This is a genomic window from Streptomyces sp. NPDC088246 (assembly GCF_044741025.1).
Classification (GTDB): domain Bacteria; phylum Actinomycetota; class Actinomycetes; order Streptomycetales; family Streptomycetaceae; genus Streptomyces.
The window spans coordinates 129390-147744 of the sequence record NZ_JBIURV010000016.1 but is presented as its reverse complement, the minus strand read 5'-3'; the positions used below and the strand labels follow the sequence as shown (position 1 = coordinate 147744).

Genomic DNA, 18355 nt, shown 5'->3' with positions numbered 1-18355 from the left:
GCGGCCGCACCGCGTCCGTGTCATGAAGTGAGACCTGTATGGGATTCGAACCGATCGCCATCGTCGGCCGGGGCTGTGTGCTGCCCGACGCACTCGATCCGGACACGTTCTGGAACAACATCGCCGCGGGCCGGAACAGTCTGTCGGCCGTTCCGGACGGCCGGTGGCGGTTGCCGCACCGCTGGGCCATGGGCTCGGTGGACGAGCACCTGGACCGCACCTGGACCGATGTCGGCGGGTACGTACGGGGGTTCGAGTCCGCCTTCGACCCGAGCGGCTTCCGCATCGCCCCGGAGCGGATCCTGGCACTGGACCCGCTCTTCCAGTGGGTCATGTACGGCGCCCGGCAAGCACTCACGGAGGCCGGACGTGAGGGTCCGCTGCCGCGCGCGGGCCTGGTGCTGGGCAACCTGTCCTTTCCCACGGCCGCGGGATCGGCCTTCGCCGAACACGTATGGCTGTCCGCCCAGCCCCCCTCCCTCCGCGACGCCCTGCTGACGGGCGTACGCCGGAGGCGGCCCGACGCGCGCAACCGTTTCTCGTCCGGGCTCCCGGCCCGTCTCGCGGCCCGGGCGCTCGGGCTCGGCGCGGGCGCCTGGGCGCTCGACGCCGCCTGTGCCTCGTCGCTGTACGCGATCAAGCTGGCGTGTGACCGCCTGCACGATGGCACGGCGGACCTGATGGTGGCCGGCGCGGTCAACCGGGTCGACAACCTCTATCTGCACGTGGGGTTCTGCGGCCTGTCCGCGGTGAGCCGGAGCGGCCGCAGCCGCCCCTTCCACCAGGACGCCGACGGGCTGATGCACGGCGAAGGCGCCGGATTCGTCGCTCTGATGCGACTCTCGGAGGCGCTCACCGCCGACCTGCCCGTTCTCGGGGTGATCCGCGGTATCGGGCTGTCCAACGACGGGCGCGGCGGCGGGCTGCTCAGCCCGGCGGAGGAGGGCCAGGTACGTGCCATGCGCCTGGCCTACGCCATGGCGGACATCGCGCCGGAGACCGTCTCGCTCGTCGAGTGCCACGCGACGGGAACTCCGCTCGGGGATGCCGTGGAAGCGCGAAGCATGGCCCGGATCTACGCTGCGGGAGACGATGTGCCCATCGGTTCGGCGAAGTCCAACGTCGGGCACCTGCTGGCTTCGGCGGGCGTGGCCGGGCTGCTGAAGGTGCTTGGCGCCATGCGCACGGGGATCCGTCCGGCGACGCTCGGCGCGGAGCGTCCGATCGCCGGACTGCGCGGCACACCGCTACGGGTGCTGACCGCACCGGAGCCATGGCCGGGGCCGCGCAGGGCATCCGTCAGCGCCTTCGGTTTCGGTGGCACCAACGCCCACCTGATCGTGGACTTCCCGGACGGCGACCCGGTCTTCGCCGTGCCCGCGTCGGCCCGCGCGGTCCCGGACGCCCTGGTTCCGGACTCCGCAACGCTCACGTCCTCCGGCTGCCTCGCCCCGGAATCCTCCGCCCGCACGGCACCCGGCGTCCCGGTGCCGGAATCGCAGGGGGGCCGCACGCCGGTGGCCATCGTCGCCCTCGGCGCCCGGGTCGGCGACGGAACCAGCGCCGAGGACTTCCGCCGCGCGGTGCTCGGCGGCGAACGGCGAGGTCCCGCCGCGGAGATCGCCGTGGAACTGACGGACCTGTCCTTCCCGCCGCTGGCGCTGGAGCAGACCTTGCCCCAGCAGCTCCTGGTGTTCGAGGCTGCCCGCGAGGCCGTACGGGCCGTCTCGCTGCCCCGCGAGCGGACCATGGTGGTCATCGGGATGGGCGTCGACCCCGAGGTGGCCCGCTCCGGTGCCCGCTGGCGGCTTCCCCACTGGCTGGAGCAGGCCGGACCGACCGCCGTCGCGGAGTCACCGGCCCACGCCCAGGACGCCTTCGCACCGCCCATGACCGCGGAGCGGGTGGTCGGCAGCCTGCCCAACCTCATGGCGAACCGGATCAGCACCCAGCTCGATCTGGCGGGGCCGGGTTTCGCAGTGTCGGCGGAAGAGGCATCCGGCCTGGTGGCGCTGGACCTTGCGGCACGGGCCGTCCGGGCGGGCGAGGCGGACGCCGCGCTCGTCGGTGCCGCCGACCTGTCCTGCGAGCCGGTCCATCGGGCCGCCCTGCGTGAACTCGGTCATGAGGCCGATCCGGGTGACGCCGCCGTGGTCCTGGTCCTCAAGCCTCTGGACGCCGCCCGCAGGGACGGCGACACCGTGATCGCCCTGCTCGACGAGGAGTCCACCGGCGAACCCGACATGGTCATCGGTGACGGTTCCGACGCCGCGTTCGACCCCGCGTCGGCCTTCGGCCGTGCCCATGCCGCCCAGGGGTTGGTCTCCGTCGCGGTCGCGGCGACCGCCCTTCAGCACCGCGCGGTGCCGCGCCCGGACGAGCCCGCGGACACCGGCGCTTCTCCGCGGACCGCGGCTGCCGTCGTGTCACCGCTGGAGGGACCCCCCGCCCGGGCCCGGCTGCGCGCGGGTGACGTCCGGCCCTGGCTGCGGGGGCCGGCCCCGCGTCTGCACCTCTTCTCCGGGGGCGACCGCCGAGAAGTGCTGGCCGCGCTGGAGTCCGGTGTGGAGTCCTCCGACGGCCCGGCCCGGCTGGCACTCGTGGTTCAGGACGACGTCGAGCTGCCGGGCCGTAAGGAGGCCGCCCGGCACTGGCTGACGGAGGGCGGGATCCGACCGGCCGACGTGCTGTACCGGGACGAGCCGGTGAAGGGGCAGACCGCCTTCGTGTACACCAACGGCTCGGCCTCCTACCGGGGCATGGGCCACGCGCTGATGCTCGCGCTGCCCTCGCTCGGCGAGACCGTCAGGGCAGAGCACGGGCCCGTCGGCGCCCGGGCGCGGTCCCGATCGGCAGCGGGGGTGCTCGACCAGATCTGGGGCGCCGCCGAGCTCGCCGCCGTCCACACCGTACTCACCCGGCAGTTGCTCGGTCTGCGGCCGGACGCCGCCATCGGATACTCCTCCGGCGAGTCGGCTGCCCTGATCGCTCTGGGTGCCTGGCAGGACGCTGCGGGGCTGTACGAAGCCACCAGGGACAGCGGTCTGTTCACGACGGAACTCACCGGTGAACTCCGGGCGGTCCGGCGTGCATGGGAACGTGTGGGCATCCGGGGATCCCGCTGGTCGAGCTACCTGGTCAGCGCGCCCCTCAACACGGTCCGTACGGAACTCGCGGCCGAACCCGCAGTCCACCTGATGGCGGTGAACGCACCCGGCGTATGCGTCATCGGCGGCGAGTCGCGAGCGTGCGCGGCCGTCGTGGCCCGGCTCGGCGTCGGCCGCGCGATCGCGATCGACTACGACATGGCAGCCCACGCACCGGAGTTGGCCGACGTTCGCGACAAGTGGCGCCAAGTCCACCACCGTCCCACCGCCGAAGTGCCCGGAGTACGGTTCTACAGCGGAGCCACCGGGCAGTCGTACTCCCCGACGCCCGAGCGAGTCGCCGAAGCGCTGACCGCGCAGGGCCTCGACACCATCGACTTCGCGGGTACCGTCGAACAGGCGTGGGCCGATGGGGTCCGGATCTTCGTCGAGCACGGGCCGCGCAGCCTGTGCACCGGCTGGATCAAGCGCGTGCTCGGCGACCGGGACCATGTGGCCGTCGCTCTGGACGCCCCGCACGACCAGGGGCTGCGGCAGCTGTGTCTCACGGTGGCCGAACTCGTCGTCGCCGGGGCGCCGGTGCGTGCCCACGAACTCTTCGCACAGCTCGGGAGGGCTGCCGTGGACCTCACCACCCCCGGTCCCACCGTCACGGTGGCCGTGCCCGGGACTCCGCGCCTGACGTCCGCGGAGGCGTCCGCGGTGACCATGCCCAGGGCCCCCGAACTGGCACCGGTGCCGGACCTGGAGACCGACCGGTCCGGCACACCGGCAGTCACCGCGTCCTCCCCCGGTGTCGTGCGGCAACCGCTGCCGGAGGGGCAGCCGGCCAGTCGGCCCTCGGAGCCACAGCCGGCGAGTGTCCGTGCCCTGGTCGCCCGGCAGAGCCGCCGGGCGATCGCGCTCCACCAGGAGATCACTGCCAGGCACACCGAGGCCCATCAGCGATTCCTGCGGATGTCGGCCCAGGCGGTCACCTTGCTGACACGCGCCGGGGCAGAGGGCGGTACGCCCGCGTTCCCCGTACGGATGCCCGGTCCCGCGACGCCGCACCCGGTCGCTCCCACCGTTGCCGGGCCGCTGCCGTCCCCACGACCCGAGTCCGTTCCTGCCACTCGGTCGAAAGGTGTACCGGGGTCTCCACACGGACCGCTGCCGGGACCGAAGTTCGACCGCACCCAGCTCGAACATCTCGCCTCCCGGCAGATCTCCGCGTTCTTCGGCGCACGGTTCGCAGCACAGGACGCGTACGCGGTACAGACCCGGATGCCCGCACCGCCCATGCTGCTCGCCGACCGCGTCACCGGCATCGACGCGGTACCGGCGGCACTCGTCGAACCCGGACCGGTACGCGCCGACGGAACGATCTGGACCGAGACCGACGTCCGCCCCGACAGCTGGTATCTCGACGGCACGGGCCGCATGCCGACCGGTCTGATGGTCGAGGCCGGCCAGGCGGACTTGCTTCTCCTCAGTTGGCTCGGCGTCGACCTCCTCAACCGGGGCGAACGCGCCTACCGGCTGCTCGGCTGCGAGTTGACGTTCCACGGCAGCCCGCCCGAAGCGGGGGACACGCTGCGCTACGAGATCCACATCGACGGCCACGCCGAACACGACGGCGTCCGGATCTTCTTCTTCCGCTACGACTGCCACGTGGACGGCGAACTCCGGCTCAGCGTCCGCAAGGGCCGGGCCGGGTTCTTCACCCCGGCCGAACTCGGCGGCAGCGGTGGTGTGCGGTGGGACCCTGCCGACTGCCGGCCCGGCGACGCACTGCCGCTCGACCCGCCTGCGGTGCGCTGCGAGCTGACCGGCTTCACCGCGGAGCGGGTACGGGCCCTGGCGGAGGGGCGACCCGCGGACTGTTTCGGTCCCGGCTGGGAGGCGACCGCGGCCCACGTCCGCTCCCCCGGGATCGACGGCGGTCGGCTGCGTCTGCTGCACGAGGTCACCGCGTTCGACCCGGCCGGAGGACCGTGGGGCCGTGGCTACCTGCGCGCCGAGACGCCCGTCTCGCCGGACGACTGGTTCTTCGCGGGGCACTTCAAGAACGATCCCTGCATGCCTGGCACCCTGATGCTCCAGGGCGGCCTGCAGGCGATGGCGTTCTACCTGGCGGCCATGGGCTTCACCGTGGGCAGGGACGGATGGCGCTTCGAGCCCGTCGACAACGCCCCCTGCTCGGCCAGTTGCCGTGGCCAGGTGACCCCGGACAGCAGCCGGGTCGTGTACGAGGTGTTCGTGCGCGGTGTCTCGTCCGGGCCGCTGCCGACGCTGTACGCGGATGTCCTGGGAACCGTGGACGGGGTCAAGGCGTTCCATGGCAGTGACGTGACGTTGCAGCTGGTGCCCGACTGGCCGCTGTCGCACTGGCGGCGGTCGGGCCCGTCCACGGTACAGACCGGAGGTGCGCCGGTGCCGCTCGCCGCGCTCGGCGGACTGGCCGGCCACCGGGAGAGCGGACCGGTGGCCACGGTGGACGGATTCTCCTTCGGCTACGCCTCCTTACTGGCGTGCGCGTGGGGCAGGCCGAGTGAGGCGTTCGGCGCCGCGTACGAGCCCTTTGACGGCACCCGCAAGGTCGCACGCCTGCCCGGTCCCCCGTACCACTTCATGAGCCGTATCGTCGGGGTGGACGGCCCGCAGGGCGGCATGCGGGAGGGCAGCAGCGTCGTCGCCGAATACGACGTGCCCGCCCTGGCCTGGTATTTTGAGCAGAGCGGCGGCCATACGATGCCGTTCGCCGTCCTCCTGGAGACCGCGCTCCAACCGTGCGGGTGGCTGGCCTCGTACGTGGGCAGCGCGCTGACCACCGGTACGGACCTGCTGTTCCGCAACCTCGACGGCTCGGGAACCGTCACCGGCGAGGTCACCCCCGCGACCCGGACGGTACGCACCCACGCCGAACTGACCCGTATCTCCCGCAGCGGTGACATGATCATCGAGTCGTTCGAGGTCCGGTGCACGGCCGACGGCAAACCGCTCTTCGAGCTGTCCACGGTGTTCGGATACTTCCCGCCCTCGTCCTTCGACAACCAGGCCGGCCTCGCGGTGTCGGCGCAGGACCGGGCCCGTCTCGACGAACCCTGCAGTCACACCGTCGACCTCACCGCCCGGCCCGCCCGCTACTGCGCCGGCCCGGTGCGCCTGCCCGGCCCCATGCTGCTGATGCTCGACCGCATCACCGGTTACTGGCCGGACGCGGGCAGCGCGGGGCTCGGCCGGCTGCGGTCGGAGAAGGACGTGGATGCGGGCGAGTGGTTCTTCAGGGCTCATTTCTTCCAGGACCCGGTGCAGCCGGGCTCATTGGGCATCGAGGCCATGTGCCAGCTGCTCCAGTACTACCTGCTCGAATGCGGCATGACCGCGGGTTTCCCGCATGCCCGGTTCGAGCCGGTGCTACCCGACCGCGAGATGACCTGGACGTACCGCGGTCAGATCACCCCGGCCAACCGGCTGATCAGGGTGGAGATGGAGATCCTGGAGGCCGGCAGGGACGCACGAGGCCCCTATGCGACCGCGGAGGCGTCGTTGTGGGGCGATGACACGTGCATCTATCGCGTACGCGGGCTGGGCATGCGCGTGGTGCCCGGAGACGGTCCAGCGGCATTCCGGGCGGGGGACCTGCCAGCCCTTCAGTTGTAGATCGTGATCTTGATGTCTGGGCGGTGCCCCGTCGGCAGAAGTCACCGTCTGCAAGAAGTTCCGCGGTGGCGTCCGCAAGGCCGCTTCGGCGGCTTGTCACAGCGTACGGTTGACTCCCTCCGAGCCGATGGGCATCGGCGGGCTGCGGCAGACTGATGCACCCCTACGGAAAGGTGCCGAGGTCGCGGGCCGCGGCCCGGCACCGGCCGGGGTCGGAGATCCAGGGGTGATCAGCAGGCCGAGCATGAACGGGAGCCGCCACGCCCAGTCGTTCACCGCTGGCTCGGGGAGCACGGTGGTGATGGTGACCCCCGCGACTGCGGCGATGAGGTTGCACACCCCCATGGACTCCTGCAGCCACGCCGCGTACCGGGCCCGCCGGTCCGACGGGGCATGCTCGACGAGGAAGGCCGCGGCGCCCCCGGTCTCCCCGCCCGCGGAGAACCCCCTGCAGGAGACGGGCGACAAGGAGCAGGACCGGTGCCGCGATCCCGATGTACACGGCGGACGGGGCGCGAGCACCGGTGTCCTGGCACCCATGGTGCCGATGGAGAGCGTCAGCGCGGCTTGAAGTTGCGGGCGATGCAGCCGGCGAAGAACCGCATCCGCGAAGCCTGCGCGAACGGCTGGCTCGGCGAGCGTTGCCGGGTCAGTGCCAGTCGCTGATCTTGACGTCGCGCGGCTCGGGGGCTCCTTCCCCGGTCTCAAGGAGCTGCTTGAGGCTCATCAGGAAGGTGCCCCACTTGGTGCTGCAGTGGTGCATGAACTCGACCGGCTCCCGCCAGCCTTCGTGCTTGAACAACACGATCGTGTAGTCGCCGTCCTGGCGGAGGTCCCACTGCACGCTGGTGCCGATCCACTCCTGCGGTCCGTCCACGACGTCCCAGCGGACGAGCCGGCCCGGATCGAGCTCGGCGACCTTCATGTCGAACCCGCCCGGCCCGAACCGGAACTCGATCACGCCGCCGAGGCCGGTCTCCCCCGACGTCTTCTCGGTCCACCAGCCGGACAAGCCGTCCAGGGTGGTGAGCGCGTCGTACACCTGCTCCGGCGAGGACTGCTCGACTCCGATGCGGTGAAGGATGTCTGCCATCTCCGTGTTCCTCTCTACTGCTTCTTCTCGGTCTCGTTGTTCGTGTCCTTGCCGCGCTGGATCGTCTCGGCGATGCGCTTGATGCGCTGGAGACGGGAGCCCCAGGCAGTTCCCACGTCGGCGAGTTGGGCGACGGCGCGGGCGAGCTGGGCCTGATCGACGCGGAACTGCTTCTCGCGGCCGGCGGTGGTGGCGTGCACCAGGCCGACCCGGTCGAGGACGACGAGGTGCTTCGCCACCGCCTGACGGGTCACCGGCAGGTGCTCGCTCAGGCTGGTCGCCGTCCCGCTGCCCTCGCTCAGCAACAGGTCGAGCATCCGGCGCCGGGTCGGGTCACCGACCGCCGACCAGAGGTCGTCGTCCACCATCACGCTTATGCGCCCGCTCCGACCTTCGCGGCGTAGGCCGGCAGCCGCGGCAGGTAGAAGTCCCAGCCGGTGACGTGCTCGGCGTACTTGGCGGCGGCCTTCGCCTCGTCCCAGCCGCGCTCCCGGAAGCCGCTCTCGGTCATCCGCAGGAGCGTCCCTGCCCCGGCGGGCTCGAGTTCGAAGACGACCAGGTTCGAGTTGCCCGGGGCGGCCGACTCCCCCTCGTCGTGCGTCCACCGGAAAGAGAAGAGCCGCGGCGGCACGGCGTCGACGACCGTGAACTGCACCCAGGTGCCGCCCTGCGAGAGGTTCCCGAAGCCGATCCGCCCCGCTCCCCCGGGCACGGCCGGGAACTCCGCCTCGTCCGGCCACCACCCGCGTAGGTGCTCGGGACTGCTCACCACGTCGAAGACGACCTCGGGTGAGGCGTCGATGTGGATCTCCCGCTCGATCGTTCCGAGTTCCATGCCTGCCACCTTCTGCAACGTTTGGTTGCACATCAATCTAGCCCACCCCCTCAGGCATGTGCAACCGTTAGTTGCGCAATGGCGACCCGGTTCCTGCCCATGGTTTCCGAGTGAGCCCGCGCCAAGCCGAACCGGGTCGCCACTCGCAAGACCCACCCGCCGAGCAGGGCGCCCGGCCGCCGGGCGGGCCCGATGTACGGCCCGGTTGCCGGTCGCGAGTGACAAAGAAGCGGAGCTGACGGCGGGCAAGCACAAGACCGGCCCGGCGGGACCGCGGGGGGATGCACCGGGGGCGGCCGATGTGCCAGTGCCGGGGCCCTGGTTGCGCGGACAGCGGTAGGCGGCGCGTTCGTGCCGCCAGAGCTCGCTCCGCAGCATCTCAGCGGCGGCGTGCTGGGCGTCGGCGGCGGCGATTCCCTCGAAGAGATGATGCCCAGCGTGCTCGAGCTCGAAGGAGCCGCGGATCGGCGACAGCATCTCGTAGAAACGGCCCTTGCCGGTGGCGTGGGCGAGGGTCCCGACCGGGGGCCCGTATGTCAGCACCAGCGGGTGTGCCGGCAGACGCTCCAGCCGCCGCCGGAACCACCTGAACCGTTCGGGCGTCCGTCCGGGAACAGCCTCGTGCGATTCCGGTCGCCCGGGTACGGGTCGAGGTAGTCCGGGTCCCCGTCGCCGTCACGGTCCGGCAGGTAGGCGTCCCTACCCCGGTCCGGGGCTGGGCAGCCGTTTCCAGGCGAGGACAGGAGGAGCGTCACCAACCGGACCTCGTCCGTGACGGGTTCACCCTTCGCAGGGTCCTGCCCGCACACCCGCCAGCTGTCGTACTCGCCATCGGCGGGCAGCACGTCGTTGCTGTACGCCGCCTCGGCGTGCACCCGGTTCTCCGGCATGCCCACGCCCACCACCTTTGGGACGGCCGTGCGCCAGGTCATCCACACCACCTCGGGCATCACCTGCCACGGCACCGGCTTTCCCTCGCCCCGGGGGCACGGTTCCGCACGGCGTACGACGGCGAAGTCGACCGTCGGCTCCTCGGGGCTGCCGCCCGGCTCCTGGAAACACACCTTCCACAGCGAACGCGCCGTCACCTCCCGCTTCTGGTCCGAGGCGTCATGGTAGGTGACCGTGAAGCCCCTCTTCCGCGACCGGGGGAAGGCCACGTCCAGCGAGTCGCCCGTGAACTCGGGCACCGTGGGCATCGTCGCCTCGGGCGTCGTCCGCGAGGGGCTCGGAATGAGGCTCGGGGGCGTGGCCGGCTTCGCGTCAGCGGCGCCCGCCGCCGGTACCGGGGCGCCGGCCGGCTGCTCCGGGAGCACCGCCCCGAACAGCGCCGTCGCCACGACCGTGGCCACGACCCGGCCCGCCTTGGGCCATGGATTGCGCCGCCACAACAGCACCAGGGTGACCAGCAGCATCAGCCCGCCCAGCCGGTCGTTCAGCAGCCCCACCAGAGGCACCGCGGCGACCGCCCCCACGCGTGCGCGGCCCGTCTGCCACCAGCGATGCGATGCGGGGGAAGCTGACGAGATCGGCTCGTGACTCTGGGGGCCGGACATGGTGGTGCGAGCACCCTTTCCGTTCATTTGTACGATGATGGTCCGAGCGCATCGTACTCGGAGCGCGGAAGCCGTCCCTCCGGCCGGTCGCCCGGGGCTGGGCCCTGTACCTCAGCTGTCGCTGACGGACTTGATGGCGCCGTTCTCGGTGAACGTGGCCTCCCACCCGATCATTCGCTGGGGGGGCGGGGACGAGGCGTCGACCCCCGGTTCGGCCGGCCACTCGAAAGAGTCGTAGACCGAGGGGCCGTTTCGGTGGGCGGTTTCCAGCGGTCGTTGCAACCCGAAGCCCCTCGATCGGATTCGGGGACCTGAACACCCCGATCGAGGGTTCTCTCATGAACCCCCATGTGAGCCAGGCCCGGAGGCGCTCGGCGCAGGCGCGGATGCGTGGAGTTTCCACGTACTCGCCTTGGGTGTGGGCGAGGTTGGCGTCGCCCGGGCCGTAGTTGACGGCGGGTATCCCAAGGGCGCTGAACCTGGCCACGTCTGTCCAGCCGAATTTGGCGCGGACCGCGCCGCCGGTCGATCGTACGAATGAGGGGACCAGCGGGGAGGCCGGACCGGGGCGCGCGCCGGGTGAGTTGTCGGTGACGGTGACGCGGAATCCGGTGAACAGGGCGCGCAGCAGGGCCTCCGCCTCGGCTTCGGTGTTGTCCGGGGCGTATCGGTAGTTGATCGTGACGACGCACTCGTCGGGCAGGACGTTTCCAGCGACGCCGCCGCTGATCCCGACCGCGTTGAGGCCCTCGCGGTACTCCAGGCCGCCCACCAAGGGGCGGGCCGGTACGTAGACGCGCAGGACGTCCAGGATCGGGCCCGCCTCGTGGATCGCGTTCACGCCCATCCAGGCGCGGGCGGTGTGTGCGCGTTCGCCGGTGGTGGCGACCTCGATCCGACGTGAACCCCCGGCGCCAGGACACTGCATGAGCGGCACGGTCACCGTCCCTTGTATACCGAGCACACCCCTCCGTTGCGCGACCTGCTGAGGTTCGGCTCGGTCACCACGATGCACCACACCCTTGACGTACCAGAAAGGCCCACCACTTCGTGACCGAGACCGATTCGCTCCACACGCCGACAGCACCCGTCCAGGTCCCCACCCGAATGTTCGTCGAGGCGCTGATCCGTACCGACCACACCATCGACGCCGACGAGCTCCACGGCGGCGCCCCCCTACTCGGCATGACCGACCAGCAGGCGCGTCCGTGTATCAAGCGGCTGGTAGCCGAGGGCGCTTCATCCAGGAAGGCAGAGGGCGCAAAGCACTGCTGCGGGCGACCAGCGCCACCGAGCAGGCTCTGGGGCCCGACGTCGAGTTCGTCACGCACGCCTTCCGGCAGGACGCGGGCCTCGCCCCCCTGGGACGGCATCTGGCACCTCGTCGCATTCGCTGTACCCGAAGACACTCGCACAGCACGCGACGCACTGCGCACCGCTCTCACCCGGCTCGGCGGCGCCCCTGTCGAAGGCGGCCTCTACGTCAGCGCCAACGCATGGGAACCCTACGTCGAGGACGAGGCCCTTCGGCTCGTCGCACGGTGCTGGAAGCTCCTGGACCGGCTCAGCAAGGTCGGCGCAGCGGAGGAGCAGCATGTCCGCCTCTTTCGCCTCTACGGCGAAGCGGTCAGGCGCATCGCCGACGCTTGAGTGCGTATCGGCGAGCGGCAGAACTGGCGCCAGGACTCCTCTCCCACGCTCGGCAGCGGCCTCGGGCCGGCGCGCCGACCGGATTCGACGACGCCGTTCAGCAGGCCCAGCGGTGGACGCCTTGCCTTACCCCTCAAACGAACACTCCCAGCCCAAGAAAAAAGATCCCGCTGGAGTATTAAACGCTGCTGCGGCAAGAGCGGGCTGTGTGGACAGTGGTGGCCGTGAGATAGAAGGCGTCAGGGCGGCCGAGGATCCCCGTGCACGTGTCGCTGTCCACGAGACGCTCCAGCGTTGCGCGGTCCTCCGGATCCAGCCGGTCACCGATCTGATCGCGCAGCCGGCTCAGATGCATGTGCAGATACACCCGCGCCGACATCCCGAGGGGAGACGGGAGATCGGTGAAGAAGCTGCGTGTCCCGCTGGGGATGAGCCCGGCCCGGGCAAGCATGGCCGGCCAGTCCTCCACTGTCCCGGCCGATCCGGGCAGTTGGTCGCGCATCTCGCCGAAGGCGTCCTCGGCGGCGGCGTCCAGGCGGGCTTGCAAGCCCGGACGCCCCATGCCGATGTCGCGAGGCAGGAAACGCGGGGGCAGCCCGCTTTCGGCGACGGCAAGGAGTCCGCCGGGGCGCAAGGAGGCGGCAAGGGAGTGCAATGCCGCTTCCTGGTCCCCAATATGGTGGACGCCATTACGGCTCCAGATCAGATCCGCGGAACACAGCGAGTCGAACTCACTTGGGAGGACCCTCAGTTGAGTGACGACGCGGTCGGCCATTCCCTGCGCCACCGCGCGTGAACGGACCCGTTCCAGGATGTCGGGCGACCGGTCGACAGCGACGACCTCAGCGTCCGGGAAGGTACGCGCCAACAGGCACGTGACCACTCCCGGCCCGCTGCCGATGTCCAGTACGCGGTGGACGGGAGTATGTCCGCCGCCGCTGATCCGCAACAGATCCCGCAACCAGTCCATGGTCTGCGTGAGGGCGGGGGCATGCAGGCCGGCTTCGCGTTCCCGGTGCGCGCCCGAGGCGTCCCACTCGATGTCCTGATGGTGATGTGAGTTCATGAGTCCTCCAGTTCCAGAAGCACGAACGGCGGGCACCCCGACTCGGCCCGGCCCCGCCGCATCGAGTGCGTGGTGCCCACCGGAGCTCAGCGAAGGAAGGGGCCGAGGTTGCGTTCCAGGAGGGGCTTCGGGGCGGCGCCCGTCCATGCCTTTGCGAGGGTGCCGCCGGCGTAGACCACGAAAGTGGGGATCGAGGAGACGCCATGCCGGTCCGCCAGTCCGGGCTCCTCATCAACGTTGATCTTGACGACGTCCAGGACGCCCGCATGCTCGGCGGCCACCTCCTCCACGATGGGAGTGACCCTGATGCACGGCCCGCACCACGCGGCCCAGAACTGGACCAGGACGGGCCGCTTTGCCTGCAGTACGCGGACGGGAAATGTCTGCTCGGTGACACTGTCCACGGGACCGGTGGACTTTCCTGCCATGGTGAGACTCTCCTTGTTGGTGTGTTCGTGTATGCACGCCGCTCCCGGTGGGCCCGGACGGCACGTACCGGGAGACGGCTGGCGAAACGGCCGGGGGTCAGTCGGACAAGGCGGCCTGCGGGGCCGGCTGCGGGAAGTGCTGGGGCGCCCGGGACGAGGGGCTGCTGTTCTCCACGACACGCTCGATGTCCTCCGCGACGAGGTCGTGGTTGAGCGCGAACGCGGCCGCGGCACCCTGCCCTGCTGCGGTGATCACAAGCGCCTTCGCGTCGGATACATTGCCGACCGCCCACACCCCGAACACGCTGGTTCGGCCCGCAGTGTCGGTGGTCACCCAACCGTTCTGGTCCCGCTCGCACCCCAGGCCGGTGAGCAGGGTGTCGTGGGGCACCATGTGCGGGAAGAGGAAGACCGCGCAACGGGGGAAGACACGGCCCTCGGCCAGCTCGACGCCGCGCAGCCGGTCGCCTTCCGTCACCAGGCGCTTGACGGCCCCGTCGGCGACGGTGATGCCGCGGGCGGCCAGCTGTGCGCGCTCCTCCGCGCCGAGGTCCAGGGTGTGCGCGAAGAAGACAACGTCGTGCGACCACTGCCGCAACAGCAGCGCGTGCTGCACCGCGCCCGCGTGGGTACCCAGCACTCCGATGGGCTGGTCGCGTACTTCATACGCGTGGCAGTAGGGGCAGAACAGCACGTCCTTGCCCCACCGCTCTCGTGCGCCCGGGATCGCGGGGAGCTCGTCCCGCAGTCCGGTGGCCACCACCACCCGGCGGGCCCTGAGTACCGCACCGCCGTCCAGCCGGACGAAGAAGCCAAAGTCAATCTGATCCACACGGCTCTCAAACAGGTCCACCCCGTAACCGGTGACCTCGGCCCGACCCACCGCCAGCAGGTCGGCCGCAGGCATCCCGTCCCGGGACAGGAAGCCGTGCATATGCGTGGCGGGAGCGTTGCGCGGCTCCCCCACATCCACCACCGCAACCCGGCGACGGGCCCGGGCCAGGACCAGGGCGGTACTCAGCCCTGCCGCGCCCGCACCCACAACCACCACGTCGTACACGCCATCGTCAGCAGGGGCGTTCTGCAAATCGTTCGTCGTATCGCTCATGGCGATCACCTCCGCCCCGAGCGTGCACCCCCAATCCGGGTATCAGCAAATAAACTTGCCACTTTCGCAAGTACCGCCATCTCGGGGCACCGTCCGCAGCGATCCGAGGAGAACCCGGGGCGAGCAGCGGCCGCATCCGTACCGCGCGACCGGGAAGCCATGGCCTTCATAGCCACAGCACGCACGCGCGAGCCAACCTCGCTTGGCGCACCCCGGTTCCGGAGATCAGCACGTCCACCGGATGCCCGGCGTAGGCATCTCCGGCCTTGCCTGCGTCGGTGGGCGCGGCGAACACCGCGTCCGGCGCGATGCGATCCAGGGCGGCGTGTGCTGAAAGTCGGTCACCTGCCGGGCCGCGCGCTGCCAATGAGGGACGAACCGGATGGCGCTCGCCCCGGTCCCGATCACTCCCACTCGCTTGGCCCCCAGGTCCAAGTCGTGCCCCCACCGGGCGGAGTGGAACGTCTCGCCGGTGAAGTCGCCCAAGCCGGGCAACGAGGGAACGGACGGTTGCGACAGCGGGCCTTGAGCCAGCACCAGCAGCTTCGCGCTGAGCGGTCCCGTACTGGTTCGCAGGTCCCAGCATTGCCGCTCCGGATCCCAGGCTGCGCGTTGCAGTTCGCAGCCGAGCCGCAGACGCGGCATCAGGTCGTACGCGCCGACACAGCGCCGCAGACACTGCTCGATTTCCTCCTGCGAGGCGAAGCGCCGGCTCCACGCCGGGTTGAGCGCGAACGAGAACGAGTACAGGCGCGAGGGCACGCCGCAGGCACACCCGGGATAGGTGTTGTCCCGCCAGGTTCCACCGACCTCGTCGGCCCGTTCCGGTATCAGCACATCCCGGTGACCCTCCTGCAGCAGCCGGACGGCCGTACCAAGCCCCGAGAATCCCGCGCCGACGATGACGACGGATACGTGGCGTCCGCGCAGGGGGTCACCCTGCACGGTGCCATGAGCCTGCGGCACCACCCCTGGCGCATGCGGAGCCGAGTCCGTGAGCTGCAGTTCGGTCGTGATCCTCCTTCATCAAGGATCGCTCACTTTCTAATCGATCACATCATATCCGATCGTAACGAATGAGAGAGGAGTGGGTTGATGAGGATGCCTGCGCTCGGCGGACCCACCACGTGCCCAACCTGTCCGGTGAACCTTCCCCCTGATCGCTGATCCAGAAGCAGCCCGCCCCGCCCAACGCAGAGAGCGGGAGTCCTCCCCGAGGCAACCGCCGAGCACGAGTGGGACGACGTGAACGAGTACGCCGACACCAAGAGCGATCCGATCGATCGCCGAGATCACCAACCGGGCACAGGAGTAGGTCTGTTCGAATGGCTGGACGCCCTGACCCTGCGCAGGGCTCTTCGAGCGCCCAAGCCGACATCGCTCCTGCCCTGAAGGGTGGTCACGTCAGGGCAACCACGGCGCGGTGCTGTGCGACGGCATGTTCCACGTCCTCGTGGAGCAGGTCGGCGTTGATGGCGAACGCGGCGCTTGAGCCCATGCCGGCGGCGGCGATCACCTGGGCGCGGGGATCGACGACGTTGCCGGCTGCCCATACCCCGGGCACGCTGGTGCGACCGGTGCGGTCCGTCACGACCCAGCCGTTGTCATCCTTGGCACAGCCGAGCAGGGTCAACAGGTCGTCGCGCGAGGCCGGGTAGGGAAAGAGGAAGGCCGCGGTGCGGGGGATCACTCGGCCGTCGGTGAGCTCGACGCCGCGCAGTCGGTCGTCGTCGACGACGAGCCGCACCGCCCTGCCTTCCACGATGTTCACGCCGAACGCCTCCAGTTGTTCCCGCTCCTGCGGGGAGAGTTCGAGAGCGTGCGTGAGGAAGACGATGTCCTTGCTCCACTGGTGCAGCAGCAGGGCCTGGTGCACAGCACCCGGGTGTGTGCCGAGGACGGCGAGGGGCTGGTCACGGACCTCGTAGGCATGACAGTAGGGGCAGTGGAGAAGGTCCTTGCCCCAGCGCTCCCGGACGCCGGGGAGGTCGGGCAGCTCGTCGCGCAGCCCGGTGGCGACCAGGAGGCGACGGGCCTTGAGTACGGGGCCTCCCTCGAGACGCACGTCGTAACCGGGCTCGACGTGCTCCACCCGGCCCCGGATGACGTCGACTCCGTAGTGGGCGATCTCGGCACGGCCCAGGTCGAGCAGGGTCGCGGGCGGCAGGCCGTCACGGGACAGGTAGCCGTGCATGTGCGCGGCGGGGGCGTTGCGCGGCTCTCCCGCATCCACCACCGCAACCCGGCGACGGGCCCGGGCCAGAAGGAGCGCTGCGCTCAGGCCGGCTGCTCCGGCGCCGATCACCACCACGTCATAGACCTCGTCGCCGGCCGGCACCACGCCGCCGTTCTGCATGTTCACCGTCGCCTTCATCATGGCGATCACCTCCGGTCCCCAAAGTGCTCCAGCTTTGCGCTGCGGGCAAATCCTTTTGCCATTTCCGGGAAGGATTGGATTGAATGGGACTCATGGACGAGCAATCCCCCATCGCCACCACGCTGGCACAGGTCGGCGCGCGGCTCCGACGCATCCGTACGCAGCGTGGCGTGACCCTGTCCGCACTGGCCGAGGCCACGGGGATCTCCACGAGCACACTTTCGAGGCTGGAATCCGGCCAGCGCCGCGCGAGCCTCGAAATGCTGCTGCCGATCGCGCAGGCCCACCAGCTGCCGCTGGACGAGCTGGTCGGGGCGCCCGAGGTCGGCGACCCCCGGATCCACAGCAGACCACGCGTGCGCAACGGCCGGACCCTGATTCCGCTGACCAACCGGCCGGGCCCCTTGCAAGCATGGAAGTCGGTCATCCCGGCCACCCAGAACCGGCCCGAGCCGTGCACGCATGAGGGGTACGAGTGGCTGTACGTCCTGTCCGGACGTGTACGGCTCATCCTGGGCGACCAAGACCTGGTGCTGGAGCCGGGCGAGGCCGCCGAGTTCGACACCCGCCTGCCACACTGGTTCGGCCCCGTCGGCGACTCGGCCGTCGAGGTCCTCAACCTCTTCGGCGGCCAGGGCGAGCGCGTACACGTCCGCGCCGAACCCCGCTCCCGCTGAACGCCATGTCCCGCCGGACGGCCATACGGCATGCTCAGGTCGGGGTTCGGAGCTCCGGTCAGGGCGTCGGCCAAAGGCCCCGCTTCCCGCGGACCGCGTGTTGTCCGGAACAACTCCGGACAACACGCGGTGGGGGGCCACCTCGGACCGTATGCGGTTCGTGGGGGCCGCGACCCGGCGCATCTCACGCGGCATCGTCCTCGGCCTCTGCCATGCCGCCGTGCCCACCTCCTCGGGCGCCGATCCTCGTCTGCCTCCGCGACCCACTGCCCATGGGCGACGAGCGGCCCGTGTCACGTCCATCCTGCGGCTGCGCCGGAAGGACGGTTTGCCGTTGATTGCCGACGGTGGCCCCCCGGTGGCCGAGCTGTGCGAGGTGCGTTCCAGCAATGCGCTGGCGGAGGTACTGCGCGGCGTGCGGCCCGTCTTCGCCGACTCCGGGACCGCGCGCGCAGCCCTGCCCGAGCTGCTGGGCGACATCCGCAGCGTTCCGAACGGTCACCAAGCGATTCCGGCACCGCTGCGCGGCCGCCGCCACGTTGTCGGAGCGCCTGTGTTCCCGCGCAGTCCGGACCGGCCGGCCTTTCGGCTGGACGACCTCCTGGTCGCCGCCCAGCTCTCCACATACACCGCGCTGGGCACCGGCAAGGCCGTGCTGCACGGCCGAGAGACGTATCTCGCCGATGAGCTCCAGCGCACGATGCTGCCCGCCTCGCTCCCCCGGCCGACGGACATCTGCCAAGCCAGTCGACTCTGTTCTCCCAATGCTGCCGCGATGCGATGAAGAGCGCAGATGCTCCCGGGAACTCGCCT

General features: G+C 70.5%; 14 protein-coding genes and 2 pseudogenes. 5 read left to right on the top strand and 11 right to left on the bottom strand.

From position 1 onward, the window contains the following. Positions 1 to 38 precede the first annotated feature (38 nt). Together ACIPEK_RS22865 and ACIPEK_RS22860 are read left to right on the top strand one after the other, a co-directional pair. On the top strand, positions 39 to 6752 hold the full coding sequence (locus ACIPEK_RS22865) for a beta-ketoacyl synthase N-terminal-like domain-containing protein (RefSeq protein ID WP_401998964.1): 6714 nt from the start codon (positions 39 to 41) through the stop codon (positions 6750 to 6752). 244 nt (positions 6753 to 6996) lie between these two features. Beyond that, a complete protein-coding gene (locus tag ACIPEK_RS22860) occupies positions 6997 to 7323 on the top strand; it encodes a hypothetical protein (RefSeq protein WP_401998961.1) in 327 nt (108 codons plus the stop codon). Positions 7324 to 7401: 78 nt separating this feature from the next. Here the strand turns inward: ACIPEK_RS22860 and ACIPEK_RS22855 are convergent, their stop codons facing one another. The 6 genes and pseudogenes from ACIPEK_RS22855 to ACIPEK_RS22830 form a co-directional block, all read right to left on the bottom strand. Next, positions 7402 to 7845, bottom strand: coding sequence for an SRPBCC domain-containing protein (locus tag ACIPEK_RS22855; protein ID WP_401998959.1), 444 nt, complete (start codon positions 7843 to 7845; stop codon positions 7402 to 7404). 14 nt (positions 7846 to 7859) lie between these two features. After that, on the bottom strand, positions 7860 to 8216 hold the full coding sequence (locus ACIPEK_RS22850) for an ArsR/SmtB family transcription factor (protein WP_401998956.1): 357 nt from the start codon (positions 8214 to 8216) through the stop codon (positions 7860 to 7862). A gap of 2 nt (positions 8217 to 8218) precedes the next feature. After that, on the bottom strand, positions 8219 to 8680 hold the full coding sequence (locus ACIPEK_RS22845; protein WP_401998953.1) for an SRPBCC domain-containing protein: 462 nt from the start codon (positions 8678 to 8680) through the stop codon (positions 8219 to 8221). Between the two features lie 536 nt (positions 8681 to 9216). Continuing rightward, the gene (locus ACIPEK_RS22840) at positions 9217 to 10263 is read right to left on the bottom strand and encodes a hypothetical protein (protein WP_401999107.1); all 1047 of its coding nucleotides are present in this window, start codon (positions 10261 to 10263) and stop codon (positions 9217 to 9219) included. An 84-nt stretch (positions 10264 to 10347) separates the two neighbouring features. Then, a complete protein-coding gene (locus ACIPEK_RS22835; protein ID WP_401999104.1) occupies positions 10348 to 10518 on the bottom strand; it encodes a hypothetical protein in 171 nt (56 codons plus the stop codon). A gap of 67 nt (positions 10519 to 10585) precedes the next feature. Continuing rightward, a pseudogene (locus tag ACIPEK_RS22830) lies at positions 10586 to 11152 on the bottom strand (peptidase dimerization domain-containing protein); the annotation flags it as partial. A 134-nt stretch (positions 11153 to 11286) separates the two neighbouring features. Here ACIPEK_RS22830 and ACIPEK_RS22825 point away from each other — a divergent pair. Continuing rightward, complete coding sequence (locus ACIPEK_RS22825; protein WP_401998950.1) at positions 11287 to 11886, top strand: hypothetical protein; 600 nt, start codon at positions 11287 to 11289, stop codon at positions 11884 to 11886. Between the two features lie 178 nt (positions 11887 to 12064). Here ACIPEK_RS22825 and ACIPEK_RS22820 read toward each other — a convergent pair whose 3' ends face one another. From ACIPEK_RS22820 to ACIPEK_RS22800, 5 genes are all read right to left on the bottom strand, one after another. Then, positions 12065 to 12952 carry a class I SAM-dependent methyltransferase gene (locus ACIPEK_RS22820; protein WP_401998947.1) on the bottom strand — a complete coding sequence of 296 codons (888 nt, stop codon included), beginning with the start codon at positions 12950 to 12952 and terminating at the stop codon, positions 12065 to 12067. An 86-nt stretch (positions 12953 to 13038) separates the two neighbouring features. After that, the gene (locus tag ACIPEK_RS22815) at positions 13039 to 13380 is read right to left on the bottom strand and encodes a thioredoxin family protein (protein WP_401998944.1); all 342 of its coding nucleotides are present in this window, start codon (positions 13378 to 13380) and stop codon (positions 13039 to 13041) included. A gap of 97 nt (positions 13381 to 13477) precedes the next feature. Beyond that, the gene (locus ACIPEK_RS22810; RefSeq protein WP_401998941.1) at positions 13478 to 14488 is read right to left on the bottom strand and encodes an NAD(P)/FAD-dependent oxidoreductase; all 1011 of its coding nucleotides are present in this window, start codon (positions 14486 to 14488) and stop codon (positions 13478 to 13480) included. 225 nt (positions 14489 to 14713) lie between these two features. Beyond that, positions 14714 to 15433, bottom strand: coding sequence for a flavin-containing monooxygenase (locus ACIPEK_RS22805; protein ID WP_401998938.1), 720 nt, complete (start codon positions 15431 to 15433; stop codon positions 14714 to 14716). Positions 15434 to 15887: 454 nt separating this feature from the next. Further along, positions 15888 to 16865 carry an NAD(P)/FAD-dependent oxidoreductase gene (locus tag ACIPEK_RS22800; RefSeq protein WP_401998935.1) on the bottom strand — a complete coding sequence of 326 codons (978 nt, stop codon included), beginning with the start codon at positions 16863 to 16865 and terminating at the stop codon, positions 15888 to 15890. Positions 16866 to 16957: 92 nt separating this feature from the next. Here ACIPEK_RS22800 and ACIPEK_RS22795 point away from each other — a divergent pair, with 92 nt between their 5' ends. Both ACIPEK_RS22795 and ACIPEK_RS22790 read left to right on the top strand, forming a co-directional pair. Continuing rightward, the gene (locus ACIPEK_RS22795) at positions 16958 to 17542 is read left to right on the top strand and encodes a helix-turn-helix domain-containing protein (protein WP_401998932.1); all 585 of its coding nucleotides are present in this window, start codon (positions 16958 to 16960) and stop codon (positions 17540 to 17542) included. Further along, positions 17430 to 18293 (top strand): annotated as a pseudogene (locus tag ACIPEK_RS22790) (serine/threonine protein phosphatase); the annotation flags it as partial. The gene ACIPEK_RS22795 and the pseudogene ACIPEK_RS22790, both read left to right, overlap by 113 nt. Positions 18294 to 18355: the final 62 nt, after the last annotated feature.